At 47.8% G+C, this 18736-nt stretch carries 17 protein-coding genes; 8 read left to right on the top strand and 9 right to left on the bottom strand.

Annotation, left to right across the window (positions count from 1 at the left end):
• Positions 1-375 precede the first annotated feature (375 nt).
• Entirely contained in the window at positions 376-1632 is a 1257-nt protein-coding gene (locus MKY87_RS18040) for a DUF445 domain-containing protein (protein WP_340965612.1), read from the bottom strand.
• A gap of 454 nt (positions 1633-2086) precedes the next feature.
• On the opposite strand from MKY87_RS18040, the gene MKY87_RS18035 reads away from it, so the two are divergent.
• The 3 genes from MKY87_RS18035 (at position 2087) to MKY87_RS18025 (ending at position 4556) form a co-directional block, all read left to right on the top strand.
• Positions 2087-2914, top strand: a complete 828-nt coding sequence (locus MKY87_RS18035) for an aldo/keto reductase (RefSeq protein ID WP_340965611.1) — start codon at positions 2087-2089, stop codon at positions 2912-2914.
• A gap of 275 nt (positions 2915-3189) precedes the next feature.
• Positions 3190-3708 (top strand): sigma-70 family RNA polymerase sigma factor, encoded by a 519-nt coding sequence (locus MKY87_RS18030; protein ID WP_340965610.1) that lies wholly within the window; start codon positions 3190-3192, stop codon positions 3706-3708.
• The gene (locus MKY87_RS18025) at positions 3705-4556 is read left to right on the top strand and encodes a hypothetical protein (protein WP_340965609.1); all 852 of its coding nucleotides are present in this window, start codon (positions 3705-3707) and stop codon (positions 4554-4556) included. The genes MKY87_RS18030 and MKY87_RS18025 overlap by 4 nt, the downstream gene beginning before the upstream one ends.
• Positions 4557-4708: 152 nt before the next feature.
• On the opposite strand, the gene MKY87_RS18020 is transcribed toward MKY87_RS18025, so the two are convergent.
• Positions 4709-5170 carry a cupin domain-containing protein gene (locus MKY87_RS18020; protein WP_017691032.1) on the bottom strand — a complete coding sequence of 154 codons (462 nt, stop codon included), beginning with the start codon at positions 5168-5170 and terminating at the stop codon, positions 4709-4711.
• 257 nt (positions 5171-5427) lie between these two features.
• Between MKY87_RS18020 and MKY87_RS18015 the strand changes: the two genes are divergently transcribed.
• Complete coding sequence (locus tag MKY87_RS18015; protein ID WP_017691033.1) at positions 5428-6279, top strand: AraC family transcriptional regulator; 852 nt, start codon at positions 5428-5430, stop codon at positions 6277-6279.
• A 153-nt stretch (positions 6280-6432) separates the two neighbouring features.
• On the opposite strand, the gene MKY87_RS18010 is transcribed toward MKY87_RS18015, so the two are convergent.
• Complete coding sequence (locus tag MKY87_RS18010; protein WP_340965607.1) at positions 6433-8046, bottom strand: glycoside hydrolase family 28 protein; 1614 nt, start codon at positions 8044-8046, stop codon at positions 6433-6435.
• Positions 8047-8527: 481 nt separating this feature from the next.
• On the opposite strand from MKY87_RS18010, the gene MKY87_RS18005 reads away from it, so the two are divergent.
• The 4 genes from MKY87_RS18005 to MKY87_RS17990 all read left to right on the top strand — a co-directional run bounded on the left by MKY87_RS18005 (position 8528) and on the right by MKY87_RS17990 (position 11824).
• Positions 8528-9256 carry an amino acid ABC transporter ATP-binding protein gene (locus MKY87_RS18005; protein ID WP_051449904.1) on the top strand — a complete coding sequence of 243 codons (729 nt, stop codon included), beginning with the start codon at positions 8528-8530 and terminating at the stop codon, positions 9254-9256.
• Positions 9257-9295: 39 nt separating this feature from the next.
• A complete protein-coding gene (locus tag MKY87_RS18000; RefSeq protein ID WP_340965605.1) occupies positions 9296-10126 on the top strand; it encodes a transporter substrate-binding domain-containing protein in 831 nt (276 codons plus the stop codon).
• A gap of 101 nt (positions 10127-10227) precedes the next feature.
• A complete protein-coding gene (locus tag MKY87_RS17995) occupies positions 10228-10950 on the top strand; it encodes an amino acid ABC transporter permease (protein ID WP_036616642.1) in 723 nt (240 codons plus the stop codon).
• A 223-nt stretch (positions 10951-11173) separates the two neighbouring features.
• Positions 11174-11824: an amino acid ABC transporter permease gene (locus MKY87_RS17990; protein ID WP_340965604.1), complete on the top strand. Its 651-nt coding sequence runs from the start codon at positions 11174-11176 to the stop codon at positions 11822-11824.
• Between the two features lie 507 nt (positions 11825-12331).
• Here the strand turns inward: MKY87_RS17990 and MKY87_RS17985 are convergent.
• The 6 genes from MKY87_RS17985 to MKY87_RS17960 form a co-directional block, all read right to left on the bottom strand.
• Positions 12332-13669, bottom strand: a complete 1338-nt coding sequence (locus MKY87_RS17985; protein WP_340967476.1) for an FAD-dependent oxidoreductase — start codon at positions 13667-13669, stop codon at positions 12332-12334.
• A 59-nt stretch (positions 13670-13728) separates the two neighbouring features.
• Entirely contained in the window at positions 13729-14583 is an 855-nt protein-coding gene (locus tag MKY87_RS17980; RefSeq protein ID WP_340965602.1) for a carbohydrate ABC transporter permease, read from the bottom strand.
• A complete protein-coding gene (locus tag MKY87_RS17975) occupies positions 14567-15481 on the bottom strand; it encodes a carbohydrate ABC transporter permease (RefSeq protein ID WP_340965600.1) in 915 nt (304 codons plus the stop codon). Before MKY87_RS17975 ends, MKY87_RS17980 begins: the two co-directional genes overlap by 17 nt.
• A 351-nt stretch (positions 15482-15832) precedes the next feature.
• Positions 15833-16537 (bottom strand): hypothetical protein, encoded by a 705-nt coding sequence (locus MKY87_RS17970; RefSeq protein WP_340965599.1) that lies wholly within the window; start codon positions 16535-16537, stop codon positions 15833-15835.
• A 27-nt stretch (positions 16538-16564) separates the two neighbouring features.
• Complete coding sequence (locus tag MKY87_RS17965) at positions 16565-17860, bottom strand: ABC transporter substrate-binding protein (RefSeq protein ID WP_340965597.1); 1296 nt, start codon at positions 17858-17860, stop codon at positions 16565-16567.
• Positions 17861-17963: 103 nt separating this feature from the next.
• Positions 17964-18731 carry a response regulator transcription factor gene (locus tag MKY87_RS17960; protein WP_340965596.1) on the bottom strand — a complete coding sequence of 256 codons (768 nt, stop codon included), beginning with the start codon at positions 18729-18731 and terminating at the stop codon, positions 17964-17966.
• Positions 18732-18736 lie beyond the last annotated feature (5 nt).

The following is an 18736-nucleotide window of genomic DNA, read 5'->3' as shown; positions in this document are numbered from 1 at the left end:
TGACAGCCTCCCAAAATAAAGATAGATAGCACAATTAGTAAGAATACACATACCTTTTTTTGTATTGGCCTCATACCAATCACCTTCTTCTTATGATTTCAATGTATATGTGCACCCAATGAATCAGGATCATTCACCCATGCCTTCTGCTTCTGTTAACTGAATCATAGTACAAAATCAACATGACCACATCGGCTGAGAGCATCGTTTTTATGTATCTTTCTTCCTATATGATTCATACGCGTGTTCGCGTGTATATTACCCGATTTCCTGGATTTTGCATCATGAATGTTTAAAGTATTTCGTATTTCCCTTCCACGGCAAAAAGAGCCTGCTCTCGTAAAGAGCGGCCCTCATTTCTGCCATGTTGAACTGTTATGCCAATGCCATTTGCAGCGCAGTCAGCGCAATCCCGATAACAAATCCGGTAACAGCTCCGTTGATCCGAATCCATTGCAGATCCTGTCCAACCTTATCCTCAATCATTGAAACCAAAGTGGCATTGTCCATTTTGTCCACATTTTCGCGTACCAGTTTACCGATTTTGGAATGATTTTTCTCCAGCAGTGTTGTGACGCCATTTACGATCTTGGCATTCATGCCTGTCATCAACTCGTCATCTGCCCGCAGATCAACCAATACCCGCTCAATGGCAGGCAGTGCATACGTATCTACATACTGTCCATCTTCCATCGCGGCGAGCGCCTTGTCTCTCAGTTCGGTGAGTTTGTTCAGCACCGTTTCCTCTGCGTTCCAGCCCTCAAGCATATTGTTCTTCCAACTGTTGATTCCATCTTGCATAGCCTCGCTCATTGCCAGACGCACCGTCTGGGTACGTACCATATCAAGCACCTTGTACCTTAGAGCGCTGCCTTCACGTTTCATATCCTCTACCCGATCGAAGAGATATCCTTGTAAAATGCCACCCAGACGCTCCTCGTTCAAATAACCCAAGAACGCATTCATCGCAAACTGCATCAATCCGTTCATCTGAATGCCGCTGATGGCTTTCATGCCACTTTCACCTAAAAACATGATCGTCTCGGGTTTAACGAGCCACTCCTCGGCTTGCTTCAGTCCGTAGTCCAGCGCTTTGGCGTCGTAACCCCGCTCTGTCATCTGGTGGGCAGCCCGTTCCAGAATCGGACCCAGATCAAATGCGCCCGCTTGTGACTTGATCTCACGTGCTACGAGCGGAGCAATCTGCTCTAACGGCAGACCATCTAGAATTCGTTTGCAGAGCGTATCAATCATGATCTTGATCCCGTCACTGTGAAGCTCACGTGTCAATGTATCGAGCACCGTCTCCGCTGCTTTGAAATCTGCAATTTTCTCGGTAATGCTGTCTTTGTTGAGCAAGTTATTCTCTACCGCGGAGACCAGACCTTCCGTCATTTTATCGCGATTTTTTGGCAACAATGCCGTATGCGGAATTGGAATGCCGAGCGGGTGACGGAATAGTGCGGTAACGGCGAACCAGTCCGCAAGTCCACCCACGAGTCCCGCTTCAAATGATCCTACCAGCAACTTGCCCACGGGAACGCCCTGGAACGGCAAGGATGCAGCAAATCCCGCTCCCATTACTACGAGAGACCAAGCAGCTGCTTTTTTGGTTTGTTTAGGTTTAGCCATTGTATTCTTTCTCCTTTATGATTAAATCGTACGGTCCGGAATAGTCCGATTCCGCACTTCGTCTGTTCTTATGTCGGCATCTTGCATAATTCGATTCTAAACGCTCACGGGTACAAGATATAGACGAACAAGATCATTTCGATCTATATCTTGCTGATCGGAAGACGCTCATGGGATTTATGCAAAATGCTTATGTAAACTCTCCATAGCAAAGTCTTGACTTCCATATATCGTATACTTCATCTTATCACCCACAAGCGTCAAAACCAAACCTCTGGTTGAAGAAAAAGGATAATAACGGCGTTTGCTTCGTAAAATGGATCGCTCCCTTTTCCAAGACCAGGAAGATTTTAGTATAATCAATTAAGACGGCCCTTCGATATCGATTGGCTGCTGAACAGCAGGGTAATTACATAGTGGAACAATGAATCAATAAGAGGAGGAATTTCGGACCATGAAACACGTGCAGGACACAACCACACTCTATAACGGAGTCAAAATGCCATGGCTGGGTTTTGGGGTATTCAAAGTTAAAGACGGAGACGAAGTCGTTCATGCTGTCAAAACAGCCATTCAATCTGGTTATCGCAGCATCGACACAGCCAAAGCGTATAACAACGAAACAGGTGTCGCTCAGGGTATTCGTGAATCTGGAGTAGCTCGTGAGGATCTGTTCATTACCACTAAAGTATGGAATAGTGATCAGGGATATGAATCCACGCTAGCTGCCTTCGAGGCAAGCATGGAACGACTCGAACTTGAGTACCTGGATCTCTATCTTATCCACTGGCCGGTTAAGGGCAAGTACAAAGACACATGGCGAGCGCTGGAGAAACTCCATAAAGAAGGACGCATCCGCGCGATCGGTGTGAGCAACTTCCAGATTCACCATCTGGAAGACTTGATGATCGATGCCACGATCAAACCAGCAGTTAATCAGGTGGAACTTCACCCACTATTGATTCAGTCAGAGCTTCGTGAGTACTGCAACAAACATCAGATTCAGATCGAAGCCTGGTCTCCGCTCGGACAAGGTCATCTGATGGACCATCCGTTGCTGAAGGATATCGCCGCGAAATACAGCAAGTCACCCGCACAAGTGATTCTGCGCTGGGATCTGCAGAACGGCATCGTGACCATACCGAAATCCGTCACGCCTGAGCGTATTCACGCGAATGCCGATCTCTATGATTTTGAGTTAACTTCGGAAGAAATAGAGCAGATTAACGGCCTGAACGAGAACAAACGATTTGGTTCTGACCCAGACAACTTTAACTTCTAATATAAGCAAATTAATTCGATTACACCCGCCTTCGATCTTAGAAGAGCGGGTGTTTTGGTATGTGATGTTATAGGCAGTCTCTTCGTTGTTAAGAATGGAGGCGAGGTTCGTTATCCTATTCAGAGCCGAAAGAAAAAAAGTTTTTTAGACCGTTTAGAACTATTTTGTCTCCTCATCAGTCTAACGAGTGTCAAGCGAACTCAAGCACTTATATGGAATCCAGGCCTGGAACGAGCGGTGACTTGAATATTTAGGTTTATCAGGGGGGATCAGGAGTGATTAGACTGAACCATAGAAAGACAAAAGAAGACCAGTTCAGCGAAAAAATAACAGTGATTCAAAATAAATTATATCGACTGGCATACTGCTATGTTAAAAATGAACAAGAAGCGCTGGATATCGTATCCGAAGCGGTCTATAAAGGGTTCATCGCTTATGGAAAGATGGAATCCATGACTTATTTTGATTCCTGGATGTCACGAATTGTGATTAACACAGCGATAGATCATATTCGACGCAACCAGCGAGTGACCTATATGGAGGATCATACGCAGGAGTTTGTGGCTCCAGAGCGAGGAGCATCCGTGGAAGAGAAAATGGATCTGTATGATGCACTGGATCGACTCGTGCCCGAAGATAGAGCCTATATAATATTAAAGTTCTTTGGTAATATGCGTTTCCGGGAGATCGCTGAAGTGCTCTCCCTATCGGAGAATACCGTTAAGTCAAAATTCTATCGGATTATCAACAAATTAAAAATGGATTTAATTGAAGGAGAGGTTGGAGATCTATGACAGGTAAAGAACGTTACGAAAACATTGAAATTCCAGCTCAACTTACAGATGTTATTAATCAAGCCCAGCAAAAGGCTGCCGCTCGCAAAAGCTCCTCCCGTATCATTCGCTCTGCTTCCATTCTGGCAGCATGTGCTGCTTTTCTCTTCATAGTCAACATTCCTACTGTCGCAAACGCCATGGTCAAAATACCTGTGGTCGGAACGATTGTTCAGGTACTTCAATTCGGCGATGGCGGCAAGATTACCGATGGAGTAACTGTGGGATCGGAAGCAACCGAAAATACGCTTAAAATCAATTTTAGCACCGACGAGCAAGATCAGACTAATGATGCACCCCATTATAATGTAATACACAAAGAAGCACCGAATCGTATCCTCTTCACTTTTAGCGGTGCACGTTACATGGATATAGAGAAAGTCAAAGCCGACTTCATGACCCAGCCTTTAGTGAAAGATGTTTATGGTTCCATGATTTTAGACGACTCTTCCGTCGGATTCGTAGTTGTTTTAAAAGAAGGGGTACAGTATGCCGTAACGGAATTCAAGAACCCTGGATACCTGGAAGTGAAACTGACTTCCGACGGCAAACCGGTCACACCTCGGAAGGTATACTCTCTCCGCACAGAATCAATGCCTTTTGGAGAATCGATGGGTATAATGAAAGAATCCTATCCGGATGAGGACATCTCTTTCCTCAAAACGTCCACTGGTGAGTTCACAGCAGTTATTGGAGAATATCTTACCGCTGAAGAAGCTGAACAGAAGCTCAAAGAACTCGCTCAGCAACCGGATTATCATGAGGAGTTTTATGTGGACAGCTGGATGAGTAACGAGAATCCGAAGTGATTAGTCATTGCCAAAAGTGATGCTGATTCAAAAGGGAATCCTACATCCCTGAACTGGGCATAGACCTCAGCATACTTAATACGCTCGATCCAAAAAAATCCCGATTCGGATGCACTGAGCATCTCCAATCGGGATTTTCAAAATATCAAAACCTATTCGCTTTTGGATACCAGCTTGAAATCATCAAAGTGGAAACCTGGCGCTACTACGCAAGTTACCAGTACAGGCTCATCGCCCAGCGGACGTGCTGTCTGCCATACGCCGGCAGGAACGAGCACCTGTGGTGATTGCCCCGCAGCAATATCCATCCCCAGAACAAGAACTTCCTCGTTCTCCGGATTCTCCCCGTTGCCACCCAGCTTCAGTTCAACTGGACTGCCGCTGTGCCACAGCCAAAGTTCATCGGACAGAACCGTATGCCACTCGGAGATTTCATGTGCGTGCAGCAGGAAATACGTGGAACTTGCCGAGAATCGTGGGCCGGAGTATGTATCCGGCAGAACGGACTGTGGAATCTGATAAGATGCCTTCCATTCTTCCTTATACCAACCGCCTTCAACGTGAGGCTGCATATTGAGCGCAGCAACCAATGGCGATAATTCATGTGTCGTCATAACCTGTTTCCTTCCTTCCAAATCATATTGGAGACACTCCTTAACCAGAGTTTCGCCTCTCTCCCCCTACTCTAAAACATCATTCAAGTTTTGTCACCTTGACAGCACATATGGATCATGCCAAATTCGTTCTCTCGGTATTTAACGATAGGATTAAAGAAATATTTCATTTCCAATGATAGCGTTTACAAAAAGATGGATTTTCCGTTATGATATGGATATCGTTGTTAATCCGTGAAGCAGAGGGGAGCTGTACCATGAGTCTCATAGAGGATCGGATTGGACCCAAATATCGAATCGGTGAACATTCATTTACCATTGAACATATGAGAAGACATGATGGGAACGGTATGCCACAACCTCACGCTCATCCATTCTACGAACTGTATTACTTACTTGAAGGTGAACGAGTGTATTCCATGAATGGTCAGATTCTGTCAGCCCGCAAGGGTGATTTTATTCTGATTAATCCACACGATGTACATACCACCTCCAAAGGAAGCATTCCCGGCTTCGAACGAATTTTAATCGGTTTTTCGCCTGCTTTTGCAACGGGGATGGAACTCGGCATATGTGGTCTGCTGCCTTTTAATTGTTCAAGACTCCTTCGCTTGCCTGAAGCGGAACAGCCCGAGATGGAGCGTATATTGTGGCAGATGCTGCAAGAATGCAAAGAGCGACGCCCTCACTATGAGATCGCCGTAAGAAGTCTGCTTGCCCAACTTTTGATCCGTATTCATCGGGTAGAGGAGAACATCCGGCAGTCATGCCCAGGTCCCTTGCATCCAATGCAGGACAAAATCAGTGAAATTGTCACTTATGTGAATAAAAACTATACCGAACCACTTACGCTGGAGGGTGCAGCCAATCGTTTTTATATCAGTCCATCCTATCTGAGCCGAATGTTCAGCCGGTTTACCGGGTTTCGATTTAGCGAATATTTGCGAGTTGTTCGTGTCCGGGAAGCACAACGAAGATTGCTGTCCACACAAGAGCGTGTCCAGATGATCGCTGAGAAGGTAGGATTTGAGCATACGGCACATTTTAACAAAACATTCAAACAAGTCACCGGTACAACACCGCTGCGCTATCGCAAGGAACACCGGTAGATCATCAGATAACTTCATATTAAAGCCGAGTGGGTAGCCTCGCTCCAGAGATTACGTACTCCTTATATCAAAAGGCATCGCGATTACTGGATCTATGGCTGCACCACTACGGCTGAATTGGACCAACTTGTATTTAACCCTACTACATACTCTTTATCTGCGAATGATCACACCACTTCGTACTTCAGGACCCACAGAGATCTGACGACCGTCTGTGTCAGCATCGACTTCACGACATACAATGCCTGCGGACTCGTGTCCGGTCACCATCAGAAGTCGCCCATCTGCACCCTTGCCCTGAATGCTCTCTAACTCTGCCCCTTTGCACTGGTGCAAATGAACCAGCGGACCTTCAGTGATCTGCGCCTGCAATTCAGCGATATGCAGATGTTTTGCATGAGCACATTGGACACCACTACGAGCTTGCACGCGGTAACGCTGGATGATCACGCCATCCAAAGGCTGTTCGGGCAATCCACTCACAAGCAATGCAGTGTCGGCACCGGCACAGACCACATCCGATATTCGAATATCCCGGAACACTGGCGTCTCTTCGCTAATGTCCTGAGACAGATCACTGCCCCGGGCAGACCCTTCCTGATTTGCATAGAAAAAGGAAAACGAGATCGCTTCCATAATGATATCTTTCATATATATGCGCTCAATCTGAATGTCCTCAACCACTCCGCCGCGCCCACGTGCGCTTTTGAAGCGAAGGCCAATATCTGTTCCGATAAACGTACAATCCGACACACGCACATGCCGCACGCCGCCGGACATCTCACTGCCAATGACAAACCCGCCATGACCGTGATACACCGTGCAATCCCGAATGGTGATGTACTCCGATGGAAGACCCAGTTCACGGCCTTCGGCATCCTTGCCTGATTTCAGACAGATCGCATCATCACCGACATCGAATACACTCTTCTCCACCACCACTTGACGGCAGGATTCAATGTCCAGCCCATCTCCATTCTGTGAAAACCACGGATTACGCACACTCACGTTACGAATGGTGACATGCTCGGATGCCCAGGGGTGCAGATTCCATGCAGGCGAGTTCTGGAACGTTGGACCGTCCAGCAATACCCGTTTGCATCTGCGCAAGCTGACCATGTTGGGACGTAAAAAGTCTCTGACTTCTTCATAGGCAGAGACATCACGTACCTGCTCTTGATGCAACCGATTCGCGATAGTACCGCCCTCAAGTGCAGCTGTGGTAGGCCACCAGATTTCTTCATCTCCACCGGATTGCTCTACAACACCACCAGAAGCGACTAATCGGTTCCATTGTGAAGTGGTCATTTTGGAGCGTTTTACCGGACGCCATGCCTCACCGCCACCATCCCATATCCCCTCACCAGTAATCGCAATATCCTCCAGTTGATCACCATCGATCGGGGATTGGCAACGGACCACCTGCCATCCTTCGAAGCTTGATGCAATTAATGGGTATTGATTAAAATCTCGGCTAAATGTAACCAGTGCCCCTGCTTCCACATGTAGTTCGATACGGCTGCGCATTACAATCGGGCCTGTGAGCCATACCCCGGCAGGAATTACGATTCTCCCACCTCCTGCTTCAGCACATGAAGCGATGGCAAGTCGGAACATCTCCGTATTATCTGTTACGCCGTCTCCAACAGCTCCATAGTCTGTAAGCTGAAAATCCTGAGCAGGAATGACAGGCAAATTAGCTTCATAAGCTCGAACATCGGACTGGGTACTTGCTCCTGTCGACATTGGGGAGTGATATGTATTCATCGTGCAGAATCATCCTCTCTACCTGTAATGGAATTGTTATGAGATCAACATTTTGCTACGATCTACTTCGTTTATTCTCAGACGGGTACTCTCTCGCTCCATCATATCAATGGCAAGAAGTGCAAGGTTAAGCTTTTTTGCCATGTACACGTGGAACTTGATGCTATTTGTTTTTATAATTCAAAGTCATAAATCAGACATCACTTTCAGTATACTCTATACAACTATTCCAAAGGTTGGTAAACAACTAGGAGAATAGATTCATTTTTCTGTCAGGATTCGTCACAAGACATTTAATAACATGACAGATACATAACACATTTACTGGCTATAGCCCTAGAAAACCCATTACTTATGTCATGTTTTATCACAAACCAATTGCCATAAGCAGGATGACTATGTATGATTAAATAACTAGTTTCAATTTATTCCTTATTATTCCTTTTACACACAGACGTTGCAGAAAGGATGGGGTGTACTCTTGATTGAATTTAGGGGTGTCCAGAAGCATTTCGGTCATTTTCATGTCCTCAAGGATATCCATCTTCACATTGAAGAAGGAGAAGTCGTTGTCATTATCGGACCTTCCGGCTCCGGCAAAAGTACGTTACTCCGCTGTATTAACCGCCTGGAGACCATTACCGAAGGTGAACTTGTCGTCAGTGGGATTCCTCTACATCAGAAAAAGGTGGACATTAACCTCTTCCGCCGTGACATCGGCATGGTATTTCAACACTTCAATCTTTATCCTCACAAAAAAGTCATCGATAACATTACCCTTGCACCCATGAAGGTGCGCAAACAACCCAAAGAACAGGCAGCCGCAACAGCAATGAAGTATCTGACCCGGGTGGGCATTGCTGACAAAGCAGACAGTTATCCCTCCCAATTGTCCGGTGGACAGCAACAACGGGTAGCCATCGCCAGAGGACTCGCCATGGAGCCCAAAATCATGCTTTTTGACGAACCTACCTCTGCTCTCGATCCCGAGATGATCGGGGAAGTCCTCGATGTTATGCGTTCCCTTGCCCATAATGGCATGACCATGGTCGTCGTTACCCATGAGATGGGATTCGCCCGCGAAGTTGCGGACCGGGTCATCTTCATGGACGAAGGCCGAATTGTAGAAGAGGCCAACGCTGCCGAATTTTTTGACAACCCCAGAGAAGAACGAGCACAGCAATTCCTGAGCCGTCTGATTCATCATTGAGAATAATCCACTATTCCATTTTGAAAGGGGTCTTTATTCATGAAGAAATTATTGAAATGGCCATCATTTATGCTTGTCCTCATTCTCTGCCTTGTATTGTCAGGTTGTAGTACAGGAACAGATACACCTTCAGCGAGCGGTGGTGGTGACGCCGAGGCGAAAGGCACGATTGAGCGGATTAAGGAACGTGGCAAGCTCATCGCCGGTGTAAAATACGATACGAAGCTGTTTGGCTTGAAAGATCCTGCAAGTGGCAACGTTGAAGGATTCGATATTGATATCGCCAAGGCACTCGCCAAACAGATCCTTGGAGATGAGACCAAGGTTGAACTGAAAGAGGTCACTTCCAAGACACGTATTCCCATGCTGCAAAATGGAGACATCGACATCATCATCGCCACAATGACAATTACGGATGAGCGTAAGGAACAGGTAGATTTCAGTGATGTTTATTTTGAAGCAGGCCAATCCCTGCTGGTGAAAAACGACAGTGCGATTACCGGCCTGGAAAGCCTCAGCGGGGTGAAAGTACTCGCGGTGAAAGGCTCCACATCCGCTCAGAATATTCGCGAGAAAGCCCCGGATGCTGAGGTGCTTGAATTCGATAACTATCAGGATGCATTCACTGCTCTCAAAGCAGGTAAAGGCGAGGCGCTGACCACAGATAACATCATCCTCATCGGCATGCAACAGACGGATAACAGCTTCCAATTGGTTGGTGGCAATTTCACAAGCGAACCTTATGGTATGGCCATTCGCAAAGGCGACACTGCCTTCGTGGAGGAAGTCAACACGCTGCTCAAAAGCATGAAAGACAGCGGGGAATATGACACTTTACATGAGAAATGGCTGGGCGCGAAGCCCGAGTAACCCGAATTAAGATAGGTAAGCGGCGAATTCGTCTGCTGGATGCGAAGCATGAGCAGACGTAATCGCCGTTTCTACATCTGGAGAACGGAGGCTTCGCCTATATGGGCACATTGGATTTCAGCGTACTAATGCGACACTCGGATCGTTTTCTGGAAGGGTTCCTGAATACGATTCAAGTGAGCATTATGGCTCTCATTGGCAGCTTTATCCTTGGCGCAATCCTGGCTATCTTTCGGATATCCCCTGTGAAACCGCTGAACTGGATCGGCACGGCTTTTGTGGAATTTATCCGAAACATCCCATTGCTGTTGGTTGTGTTTTTCTTCTATCTTGGACTGCCTGCACTAGGCATCTCGCTGGATGGGTTTGTCTCCGGTACTCTGGGTCTGACCATCTACACCGCCGCTTTCATTGCCGAAGCGATCCGAGCGGGCATTCAGACCGTGCCGCGTGGACAACTGGAAGCAGCAAGGTCTTCCGGCTTGTCCTATGTACAGGCCATGAACCTGATCATTCTGCCCCAGGCCATCAAGATTGTATTGCCATCCATCGGCAACCAGTTCATCAATCTGGTCAAAAACTCATCCATTCTTGCCGTTGTCGCCGGTATGGATCTTATGTATTTTGCCGACTTGGTTAACTCGGATACGTTCCAGCCGCTAAGTGTGTACACCATTGTTGCGCTGTTCTATCTGGTGCTGACACTACCACTCAGCTTCCTGGTGCATTATATGGAGCGCAGGTTTGGACAGAGCGATGCAGAGGCGCGCAGCACCAAGGGCAAACCGAAAAAGAACAAACCGGCAGGTCAGGTCACCATGTAACAGATCGACTTGTACCTGCGCAGATTTTTAGGGAGATATATCAGCTTGTCCAAGTGGTTTAAATGAGTACTGGATCGTCTGTGTTTTACTGGCATTGGTGATCATGTCACAGTGTACACTGTAATTCACTGCTACGGTGCTTGAGTTGCTTTATACACAGTCCATGCCCCATCTATTGATCTTCGATATTCCATTCCTGCACACAGAAGGAGGCTAATAAAATATGGACTTTAGCGGGGCCTATGCGTGGCCCAACCTTCGTTTCCTGCTCCACGGATTCCTGATCACCCTGCAGGTAGCAGGGCTATCCATTATACTCAGCTTTGTGCTCGGCACCTTGTTGGGTACAATCCGGTTTACCCGTATCCCTGTTCTGTCACAGATCATGGCAGTGATCGTGGATACGATCCGGAATCTGCCGCTGCTGCTCATCATTTTCTTCATCCACATGGTACTTCCACAGCTCGGGATTAAAATGTCCGTCTTCTGGTCCACGGTCGTTGGACTGAGTCTGTTTGAAGGCGCGATGATCGCCGAGATCGTCCGTAGCGGTCTGAAGTCCGTTGAGCGCGGTCAAGTAGAAGCCGCCCGCTCCTCGGGCCTCAGCTACATGCAGACACTCGGTGGCATCATCATGCCACAGGCACTACGTCGCATGTCCCCGCCGATGGTCAGCCAGTTCATCTCACTCCTGAAGGATACTTCACTGGCGATCATCATCTCTCTGCCGGAGCTGATGCACAACGTGCAGATCCTTGGCGGTCAAAGTTTCGATTACATTATCCCGGCCCTGCTACTCGCAGCCGTATTGTATTTTGTCATCAACTACGCGTTGTCCATTGTTGCAAGACGACTTGAGGCACGGATGAATTGATAATCGGAAGGAATAGGGCATGAAAGAATACGATGCATGAATGAACATCAAGGAACCGAGACCTCGTGATTGATTAGATATGAAGGAATAGAGATGAAGGAAAGAACCAAATGTATGAAAAGTATGAAAGCGCCCCAAAGACTCTAAATCCACCCATGCAGTGGAATTGGAGTCTTTGGGGCTACAGTTACGCTCATCAATTCACGAGCTTCCCACCAATTTCTAACGAACTGAGAGAAGCTTATTTAGCCATTTTTGGGACATTTCCTAATCTAACGAATCTTAGACGCTCTATTCTTCCGATTTACCCCGCTATTACCCCCTATTGGAGCATTTTGAGCAAAAATAGCTTCACTGAGATTCGTTACATTTTTTATTTCAGCTTATAGCCCCGAATTAGACGTCTCAGGTTCGTTAAAACGTACGCCACCGCGAATTAAATAAACACCCACTCCCACTATTAATGATTCACCGATTCGCCCAATTCGTCCACAATCAGCTCATCCGCTAGATCGCTGCTCCGTTGTGACGTAATTCCGCCTGTAACAGCTCGATTGGCAGATCAACCGGGTCCAGCTTCATCTTCACTGTTAGTGCAGCTGCGGTTCCCGCGGCCTCCCCGGTAGCCATGCAGCTTGGAGTCAGCCTTGTCGTTGCATGCGCCTCATGTGTGGTAGAGATGCAGCGTCCTGCCGCCAGCAGATTGCGGATATTGCTAGAGATCAGACAGCGATACGGAATATCATATGCCCCATCCCCCTCTATAAATGCAGCCACCACACCTTGACCCGAAGGGTCATGGATATCAATCGGGTAACCACTTCTAGCGATCAAATCGTCGAACTTTCGTCCTGCAACCACATCCACCTGGGTCAACGCATAATGCCCAATGATTCGTCTGGATTCACGGATACCAATCTGCGGCGCTACTGCCGAGATCGAAGCCCGTTCAAATCCAGGCACATCACGCTGCAAAAACTCAGCGATCATCAGCACCTGCTTCCGGCCTTCCTGTTCCGCAGAGGTCAGATCCTCGGCATCTGTCGCATCGAGTCCCTGCACTCGGGTACAATTAATCAGCACTTCATCCTCTGCCGGTCCGGTAAAAAACAACACCTGATCGCGATTAATCGGTACACCCGCTTTTTTCCATTGGGAATAGAAGCCACTCACCCCGGTTAACGGAATGCTGTCCAGTTCAGCAAAGGGAGTTTTCACATAGAAATCCTCCGGGTGCTCCAGCATATACTGTTTCACTCGTCCAAGATCCACACCACGCATGCGGAATTTCATGGTCATCGGCTGTGACTGATGGTCTCCGTCTCGTCCCTTTGCCACAGAAGCACCCGCAAGATAAGCCAGATCCGCATCACCGCTTGCATCCACGAATACGTTCGCCTGGAACTCCTTTCTTCCAGACTTGCTGGTCACTCGCACCGCTTCCACCCGATCATCTACAACGACCACCTCGTCCACAAAGCTGTGCAATAACAGCCGGACACCAGCCTCCTGCAACATCTCTGCCGCAACCACCTGAAAGATGGCTGGATGGTACGGCGTGACGGTATGCACAAATCCAACCGTATCGCGCAAATGCCCAGGGGAGCCGCCACGTGCCTGCAATCGATCCACAATCTCCTGCGCAATACCTTTAATGACCTGCTCACCGCGCTCCGTATGGAAAGTCATCCAGGGATAAACCATAGCAGCGGTTGACATCCCGCCAACGAATCCGTATCGTTCCACCAGCACTGTTCGTATACCCTGCCGTCCAGCCGCAATAGCTGCCGCTATACCCGCAGGGCCCCCTCCCACAATAACGACATCTGCTTCTTCCTTTTTCATGCTCATCCGTTCACGCAAATGTTGTCCCTCCTTCCGTTCTATTGCACGTATTACACGGCTTATTCTTTCAGTCCCGTCATGGCAACGCCCTCAATGAAGCGCCGTTGTGCCAGGAAAAAAACAATTAACAGTGGCAAGGTTGCCATGACGGTGGCGCTCATCAGATATTGCCAGGCTGTACCCACTTCATCTGTAAACAGGGATAATCCAAGCGGTAGCGTCATTAGATCACGCGAGTTAATGAAGATCAACGGATCAAAAAACTCATTCCAGATCGTCACAAACGTGAAGATCGTCAGCGTAGCCATACCGGGCTTGGCAATCGGCAGCATAATTCGTGCATATATTCGGAAGCGATTGCAGCCGTCAATCATCGCCGCTTCCTCCAGCTCCGTTGGCACCGTAATGAAGAACTGCCGCATCACAAAGATCCCTAATACGCCCCCCGCACCAAAGATCGGCAATAATATCAGCGGAAGATGGGTATCAATCCACCCCAGTTGTCGCATGAATAGAAACATCGGAATCGCCGTCACCTCATGGGGAATCATCATCGCACTCAGTAGGATGAGAAATACCACATTACGTCCTTTAAACGGAATTTTGGCGAATGAGTAACCGGCGAGGGAAGCAAAAAATACCGTTCCCAGCACAACCAACGCAGAAATGTAGATACTGTTCCAATAAAAACGGTGAAACGGTATCAATTGAAAGACATCGATATAGTTCTGAAATCGGAATGTTTCCGGTATCCACTGCGGTGGATAGGTGAATATGCTCTGGGGTTCCTTGAATGATGTCGATATCATCCAGATAAATGGCACAATCATAATGAGGGAAGTCAGAGTCAGCAACAAATACGTCCCCAGAGTACTTCCTATCTTCCGCCCCGAAGGACTAGGCATCGCCTTCATTAAATACCCACCTCTTTCGGAGCTGCCATTGCAGCAGCGTCAGAATTAGCACGATAAAGAACAGTACATACGCAAGAGCAGAAGCATAGCCGAACTGAAATAGTTTGAATGCTTTTTCCCAGATATAATAAACCAATACCTTGGTGCTGTTGCTCGGCCCGCCCTGTGTCATCACATAGATCTGCCCAAATACTTTGAGTGAACCAATCACAGTCATGACTACGGTCAAAAACACGGTTGGCGTGATCATGGGCAGCGTGACGTGAAAAAAGGTTTCCCTTTTGCCCGCCCCGTCTAATGTTGCTGCTTCGTACAGTGAACGCGGTACCTGCTGAATCGCTGCAATGAACAGCACCATATTCAGACCGACATTTTTCAGCACACTTGTCACAATCACCGCCGGCATTGCCAAATCCGGATTGTATAGCCAGGCCGGACCTTTGATGCCCAGCATCAACAGAAGCTGATTAATCAATCCCGACTCTGTCGCATACATCAGCTTCCACACGATGGCCCATACGATCAGCGAAGTCATGACCGGAACAAAGATCGCTGTTCGGAAAATTCCGATGCCCCGCAGATTTCTGGATAGCAGCAATGCGAGCAGCAGGGCGAGCACAATATTAAGCGGTACCAGCCCCGCTGTGAAATAAACCGTATTGGCAAGCACTTTCCAGAACATCGCGTCTGTCATAATATTCCGGTAATTCTCCAATCCAATAAAATGATGATCCCCCAGCAGCGGCCAATCGGTCAGACTCATGTATAAAGCGAGACCCATGGGAAACAACAGCAGCAGGGTAAACCCAAGCACCATCGGCGATACAAACAGCCAACCCGCGATCTGGGCCTCTCTGGCGAGCGGCCCCCCTCTTTTGCGCTTGCGTGAATGGGTCAATCAGGCCTCCCCCTTTTAATCCAATTTCCTCCGAAGCTGAACTCTGCGACGATTCTATATAAGGTGCTGTATCAAAAGGATTGATCTCCCTCGCTCCAAGCGCTGACGAATCTACCGCATCTTATAAGGCAGATTTTTAAAGAATGCACCGGGTAACGAATCTCAGTCATCTTATATCTCTATAAAATGTCGCCAGAATTTTAAAAATCGACCAAATGGACGAAATAACGTCTCTCTGATTCCTTAAATTTCAGATCCGTACAAATGGACGTGAATAACATGTCCTCGATTCGTTAGAACAAATGAATGCTAACATGGGGTGCCCCCGTGATTCACGTGACTTTCAACTGATTAATTCGGACGGTTCAGACTGTCCACCGCATTGCGGAACTCATTCACAGCCCTTCGCAGCTGTTCCTCCGTGTTGCCAGTCACGACCGCTCCAAGCATAATCGCCTTTACCCCGGTATCGCGCAGCACTCGAACATCCGCCGGCACCAGCCTTCGCTGGGAAGGAACCAATACCGGTATCTGGGCTTGCAAGACCAGACGGCGATACTTGAGTACATCCGCGAAGCTTAGCGGTGTACCATATTCTTTTCCAGGTACAATGGATGCCTCCAGAGCGGTGAAGCCGAAGTGCGCTGCCGATGTTACGAGGGAAGCATCATATTCCTCATTGATCGCAAACGTTGGGTCCAGCCCCAAGTCATTCAACATGAAGGATGGCAAGTGATGTGCATAGATGGAATAGAAATCAAAACCCAGCCCGGAAAGCCCCTCCACATCCTCCCTTTGTGCCCCATCTATACTGCCAGACGGTACAACTCCGAGCGGTCCACCAAACTCACTGCGGATTGCCCGAAATACATCCGCATAGCTACCCAATGGACCAAAATGATTCCCGCTGGCGCGATGACCGACATTATAATGCACCTTCAGTGCATCAGCGCCCTCTTCCATGGCTGCCCGAGCCAAACCAATATCATTCTCAGGTAGGCTGACCACCAGCGACAGCGGTTTCCGCTCAAGCAATTCTTTGAATTTGCCCATCATTCTCACCTCCGGTTTCGATCGATTTACTTAGGGTTGCAGCACACTTTGGATCTCTTCCTGCATTTGTTTCAGGTTATCCTTAGCTGTCGCTGTTTTTGCAAATAGTCGGTCAAATCCCTGCAATACCGCATTGTCGATATCCTGCCAACGGATATGACCGGGAATTAAGCGCGCTTTGGGCATTTCATCAATGACGGCCTGCACGATATGATCTTTGCTTGGGTTATTCGGCTGAAGAATGAATGCATCTGAGTTCAGAACAGAGGTACGCGGAGGCACAAAGTAGGTGGCTGTCGCCTGAATCCCCTGCTCACTGGCAAAATACTTCAACAGTTTCTTCGTTTCCTCTGGATGTTTGCTGTCGTTGAACATGGCATATCCGGCCTGCCCCAGCATCGGTACACTGCCTTGTGAACCGGAAGGCATAGGAGCGATGCTCCATTCAAAATCCGTAATTTCTCTTGCTTTGGAAACATAGCTGTAATTATCAAAGAACATGCCCACATTACCCGCATCAAAGCTGACCTGTTCGCCCGCCTTCGGGTGTGATTCATCGGTGAACATCATGCGTTCCAGCAATTCAAAGGTCTGTACGCCATAGTCATCGTTCCAAGTGAACTTAGTCATGCCTTCATCGAATGGACCGCTTCCATTGGACCAAGAGTAGGAGGAGAGAACCGCCCAGGTCTTCCAATCGCGAAAAAAGTTGGCACCATAGACTCGGTTGGTCGCATCCTTGCTGGTAATGGCTTTGGCGGACTCTACGAACTGTTCCCATGTCCATTGTCCTTGGGTGGCAAGTGTGTTTGGATCAGTCAGGCCGGCATTGTCGAACAGCGTTTTATTGTAAAACATGACCACCGGAGGTGTAGAAAAAGGTAATCCCAGCAGTTGATCGCCATCACGGAACAAATCCAATGTACTTGGAATATAATCATCCAGCTTAAACTGTGCATCATCCTTGAACTCGGATACATCGGCCAGAATGTGATTGGACTTGAATTGTGGTACCATTCGCTCCGATACCCAGGCGAGATCGGGAAGGGAGTCTCCGGCGGCAAGCACCGAAATTTTTTGCTGGTATTCTGCGAAAGGTACGGATTCCATCGTTACTTTGATGCCTGGATTTTCCTTTGTGAAGTCAGCGATCAACTTGTTGTACACATCCATATGCGCCTGATTGCCCCACATCATGAACTTCAGCTCGACCTCTCCATTCTCTCCGCTTGCACCCCCAGATTCACTGCCGGAATTGGAGCTTGTGCACGCGATTGAAGCCATCATCATGAGTATAAACACCAGTATCAGTCCTGCTTTTTTCATGGAAATCCCCCTTATGGACGTCGTGGTATACATGTGCAACCAAAGTATAACGAAAGCATTGTTCCCTCTTAAATCACGTCAACTACAGAAATGGTATGGTTTTTCAAGAGATACTGAATCGGTCTCGATATTCTCCTGCGGTCCATCCCACCTGCTGCTTGAACACCAGCATGAAGTGTTTCGGGCTCTGATGCCCGGATAACCGTGCCACATCATAGATTTTGAGACCCGTGTTAATCAGCAACCACTTGGCCCGCTCCATACGTGCCTCCGTGATGTATTCCGAATAATTGATGCCTATTTCGTTCTTGAACAACTGGCTTAAATAAGTAGGGTTCAAGTTAACGAGATCTGCTATCGTCTGAAGTCGCAGATCTCCATCAGGATGTTGTTTGATGTGCTCCTTCACATCTCGGATAATCTTCCGTGTATCTCCACCAGCGTGTTCTGTTTTGCCAGATGGCTCAGGGATAGAAAGAGTTGTAATACCGTATCTGCGATCCAGCAGCAATTGAATCTTTTGTATGGATAATGCCAGTTCATAACGATCGATTGGCTTCAACAGGTAGTTCAACACCCCAAACTCCATCGCTCTGCGTGCATATTCAAACTCGCCGTAGCCGCTAATGATGAGCATTAACAATTCAGGGTACATGTCTCTGGCTTTGCTTACCAAAGTTAATCCGTCCATTTCACGCATGCGGATATCCGTGATTAACACATCCGGCACCTCACATCTCAGAAAATCCAATGCCTCGGTACCGCTCGACGCTTCGCCCGTTACCTGAAACTGGGAAGACGCTTGTACGATCAGCTCCCTTAGTCCCTGACGGATGACCGTCTCATCCTCTACAAGCAATACTTTATACATGCGCT

The organism is Paenibacillus sp. FSL R7-0198, from assembly GCF_038000415.1.
Lineage (GTDB): Bacteria > Bacillota > Bacilli > Paenibacillales > Paenibacillaceae > Paenibacillus.
The sequence above is the reverse complement of the archived record's forward strand: the minus strand, read 5'-3'. Positions and strand labels throughout refer to the sequence as shown.

Bases quoted from the DNA above. Each gene is read 5' to 3' on its own strand.
- MKY87_RS18040 (WP_340965612.1), bottom strand. From the start codon at position 1,632: ATGGCTAAACCTAAACAAACCAAAAAAGCAGCTGCTTGGTCTCTCGTA.
- MKY87_RS18035 (WP_340965611.1), top strand. From the start codon at position 2,087: ATGAAACACGTGCAGGACACAACCACACTCTATAACGGAGTCAAAATG.
- MKY87_RS18025 (WP_340965609.1), top strand. From the start codon at position 3,705: ATGACAGGTAAAGAACGTTACGAAAACATTGAAATTCCAGCTCAACTT.
- MKY87_RS18020 (WP_017691032.1), bottom strand. From the start codon at position 5,170: ATGACGACACATGAATTATCGCCATTGGTTGCTGCGCTCAATATGCAG.
- MKY87_RS18015 (WP_017691033.1), top strand. From the start codon at position 5,428: ATGAGTCTCATAGAGGATCGGATTGGACCCAAATATCGAATCGGTGAA.
- MKY87_RS18010 (WP_340965607.1), bottom strand. From the start codon at position 8,046: ATGAATACATATCACTCCCCAATGTCGACAGGAGCAAGTACCCAGTCC.
- MKY87_RS18000 (WP_340965605.1), top strand. From the start codon at position 9,296: ATGAAGAAATTATTGAAATGGCCATCATTTATGCTTGTCCTCATTCTC.
- MKY87_RS17995 (WP_036616642.1), top strand. From the start codon at position 10,228: ATGGGCACATTGGATTTCAGCGTACTAATGCGACACTCGGATCGTTTT.
- MKY87_RS17990 (WP_340965604.1), top strand. From the start codon at position 11,174: ATGGACTTTAGCGGGGCCTATGCGTGGCCCAACCTTCGTTTCCTGCTC.
- MKY87_RS17985 (WP_340967476.1), bottom strand. From the start codon at position 13,669: ATGAAAAAGGAAGAAGCAGATGTCGTTATTGTGGGAGGGGGCCCTGCG.
- MKY87_RS17980 (WP_340965602.1), bottom strand. From the start codon at position 14,583: ATGAAGGCGATGCCTAGTCCTTCGGGGCGGAAGATAGGAAGTACTCTG.
- MKY87_RS17970 (WP_340965599.1), bottom strand. From the start codon at position 16,537: ATGATGGGCAAATTCAAAGAATTGCTTGAGCGGAAACCGCTGTCGCTG.
- MKY87_RS17965 (WP_340965597.1), bottom strand. From the start codon at position 17,860: ATGAAAAAAGCAGGACTGATACTGGTGTTTATACTCATGATGATGGCT.
- MKY87_RS17960 (WP_340965596.1), bottom strand. From the start codon at position 18,731: ATGTATAAAGTATTGCTTGTAGAGGATGAGACGGTCATCCGTCAGGGA.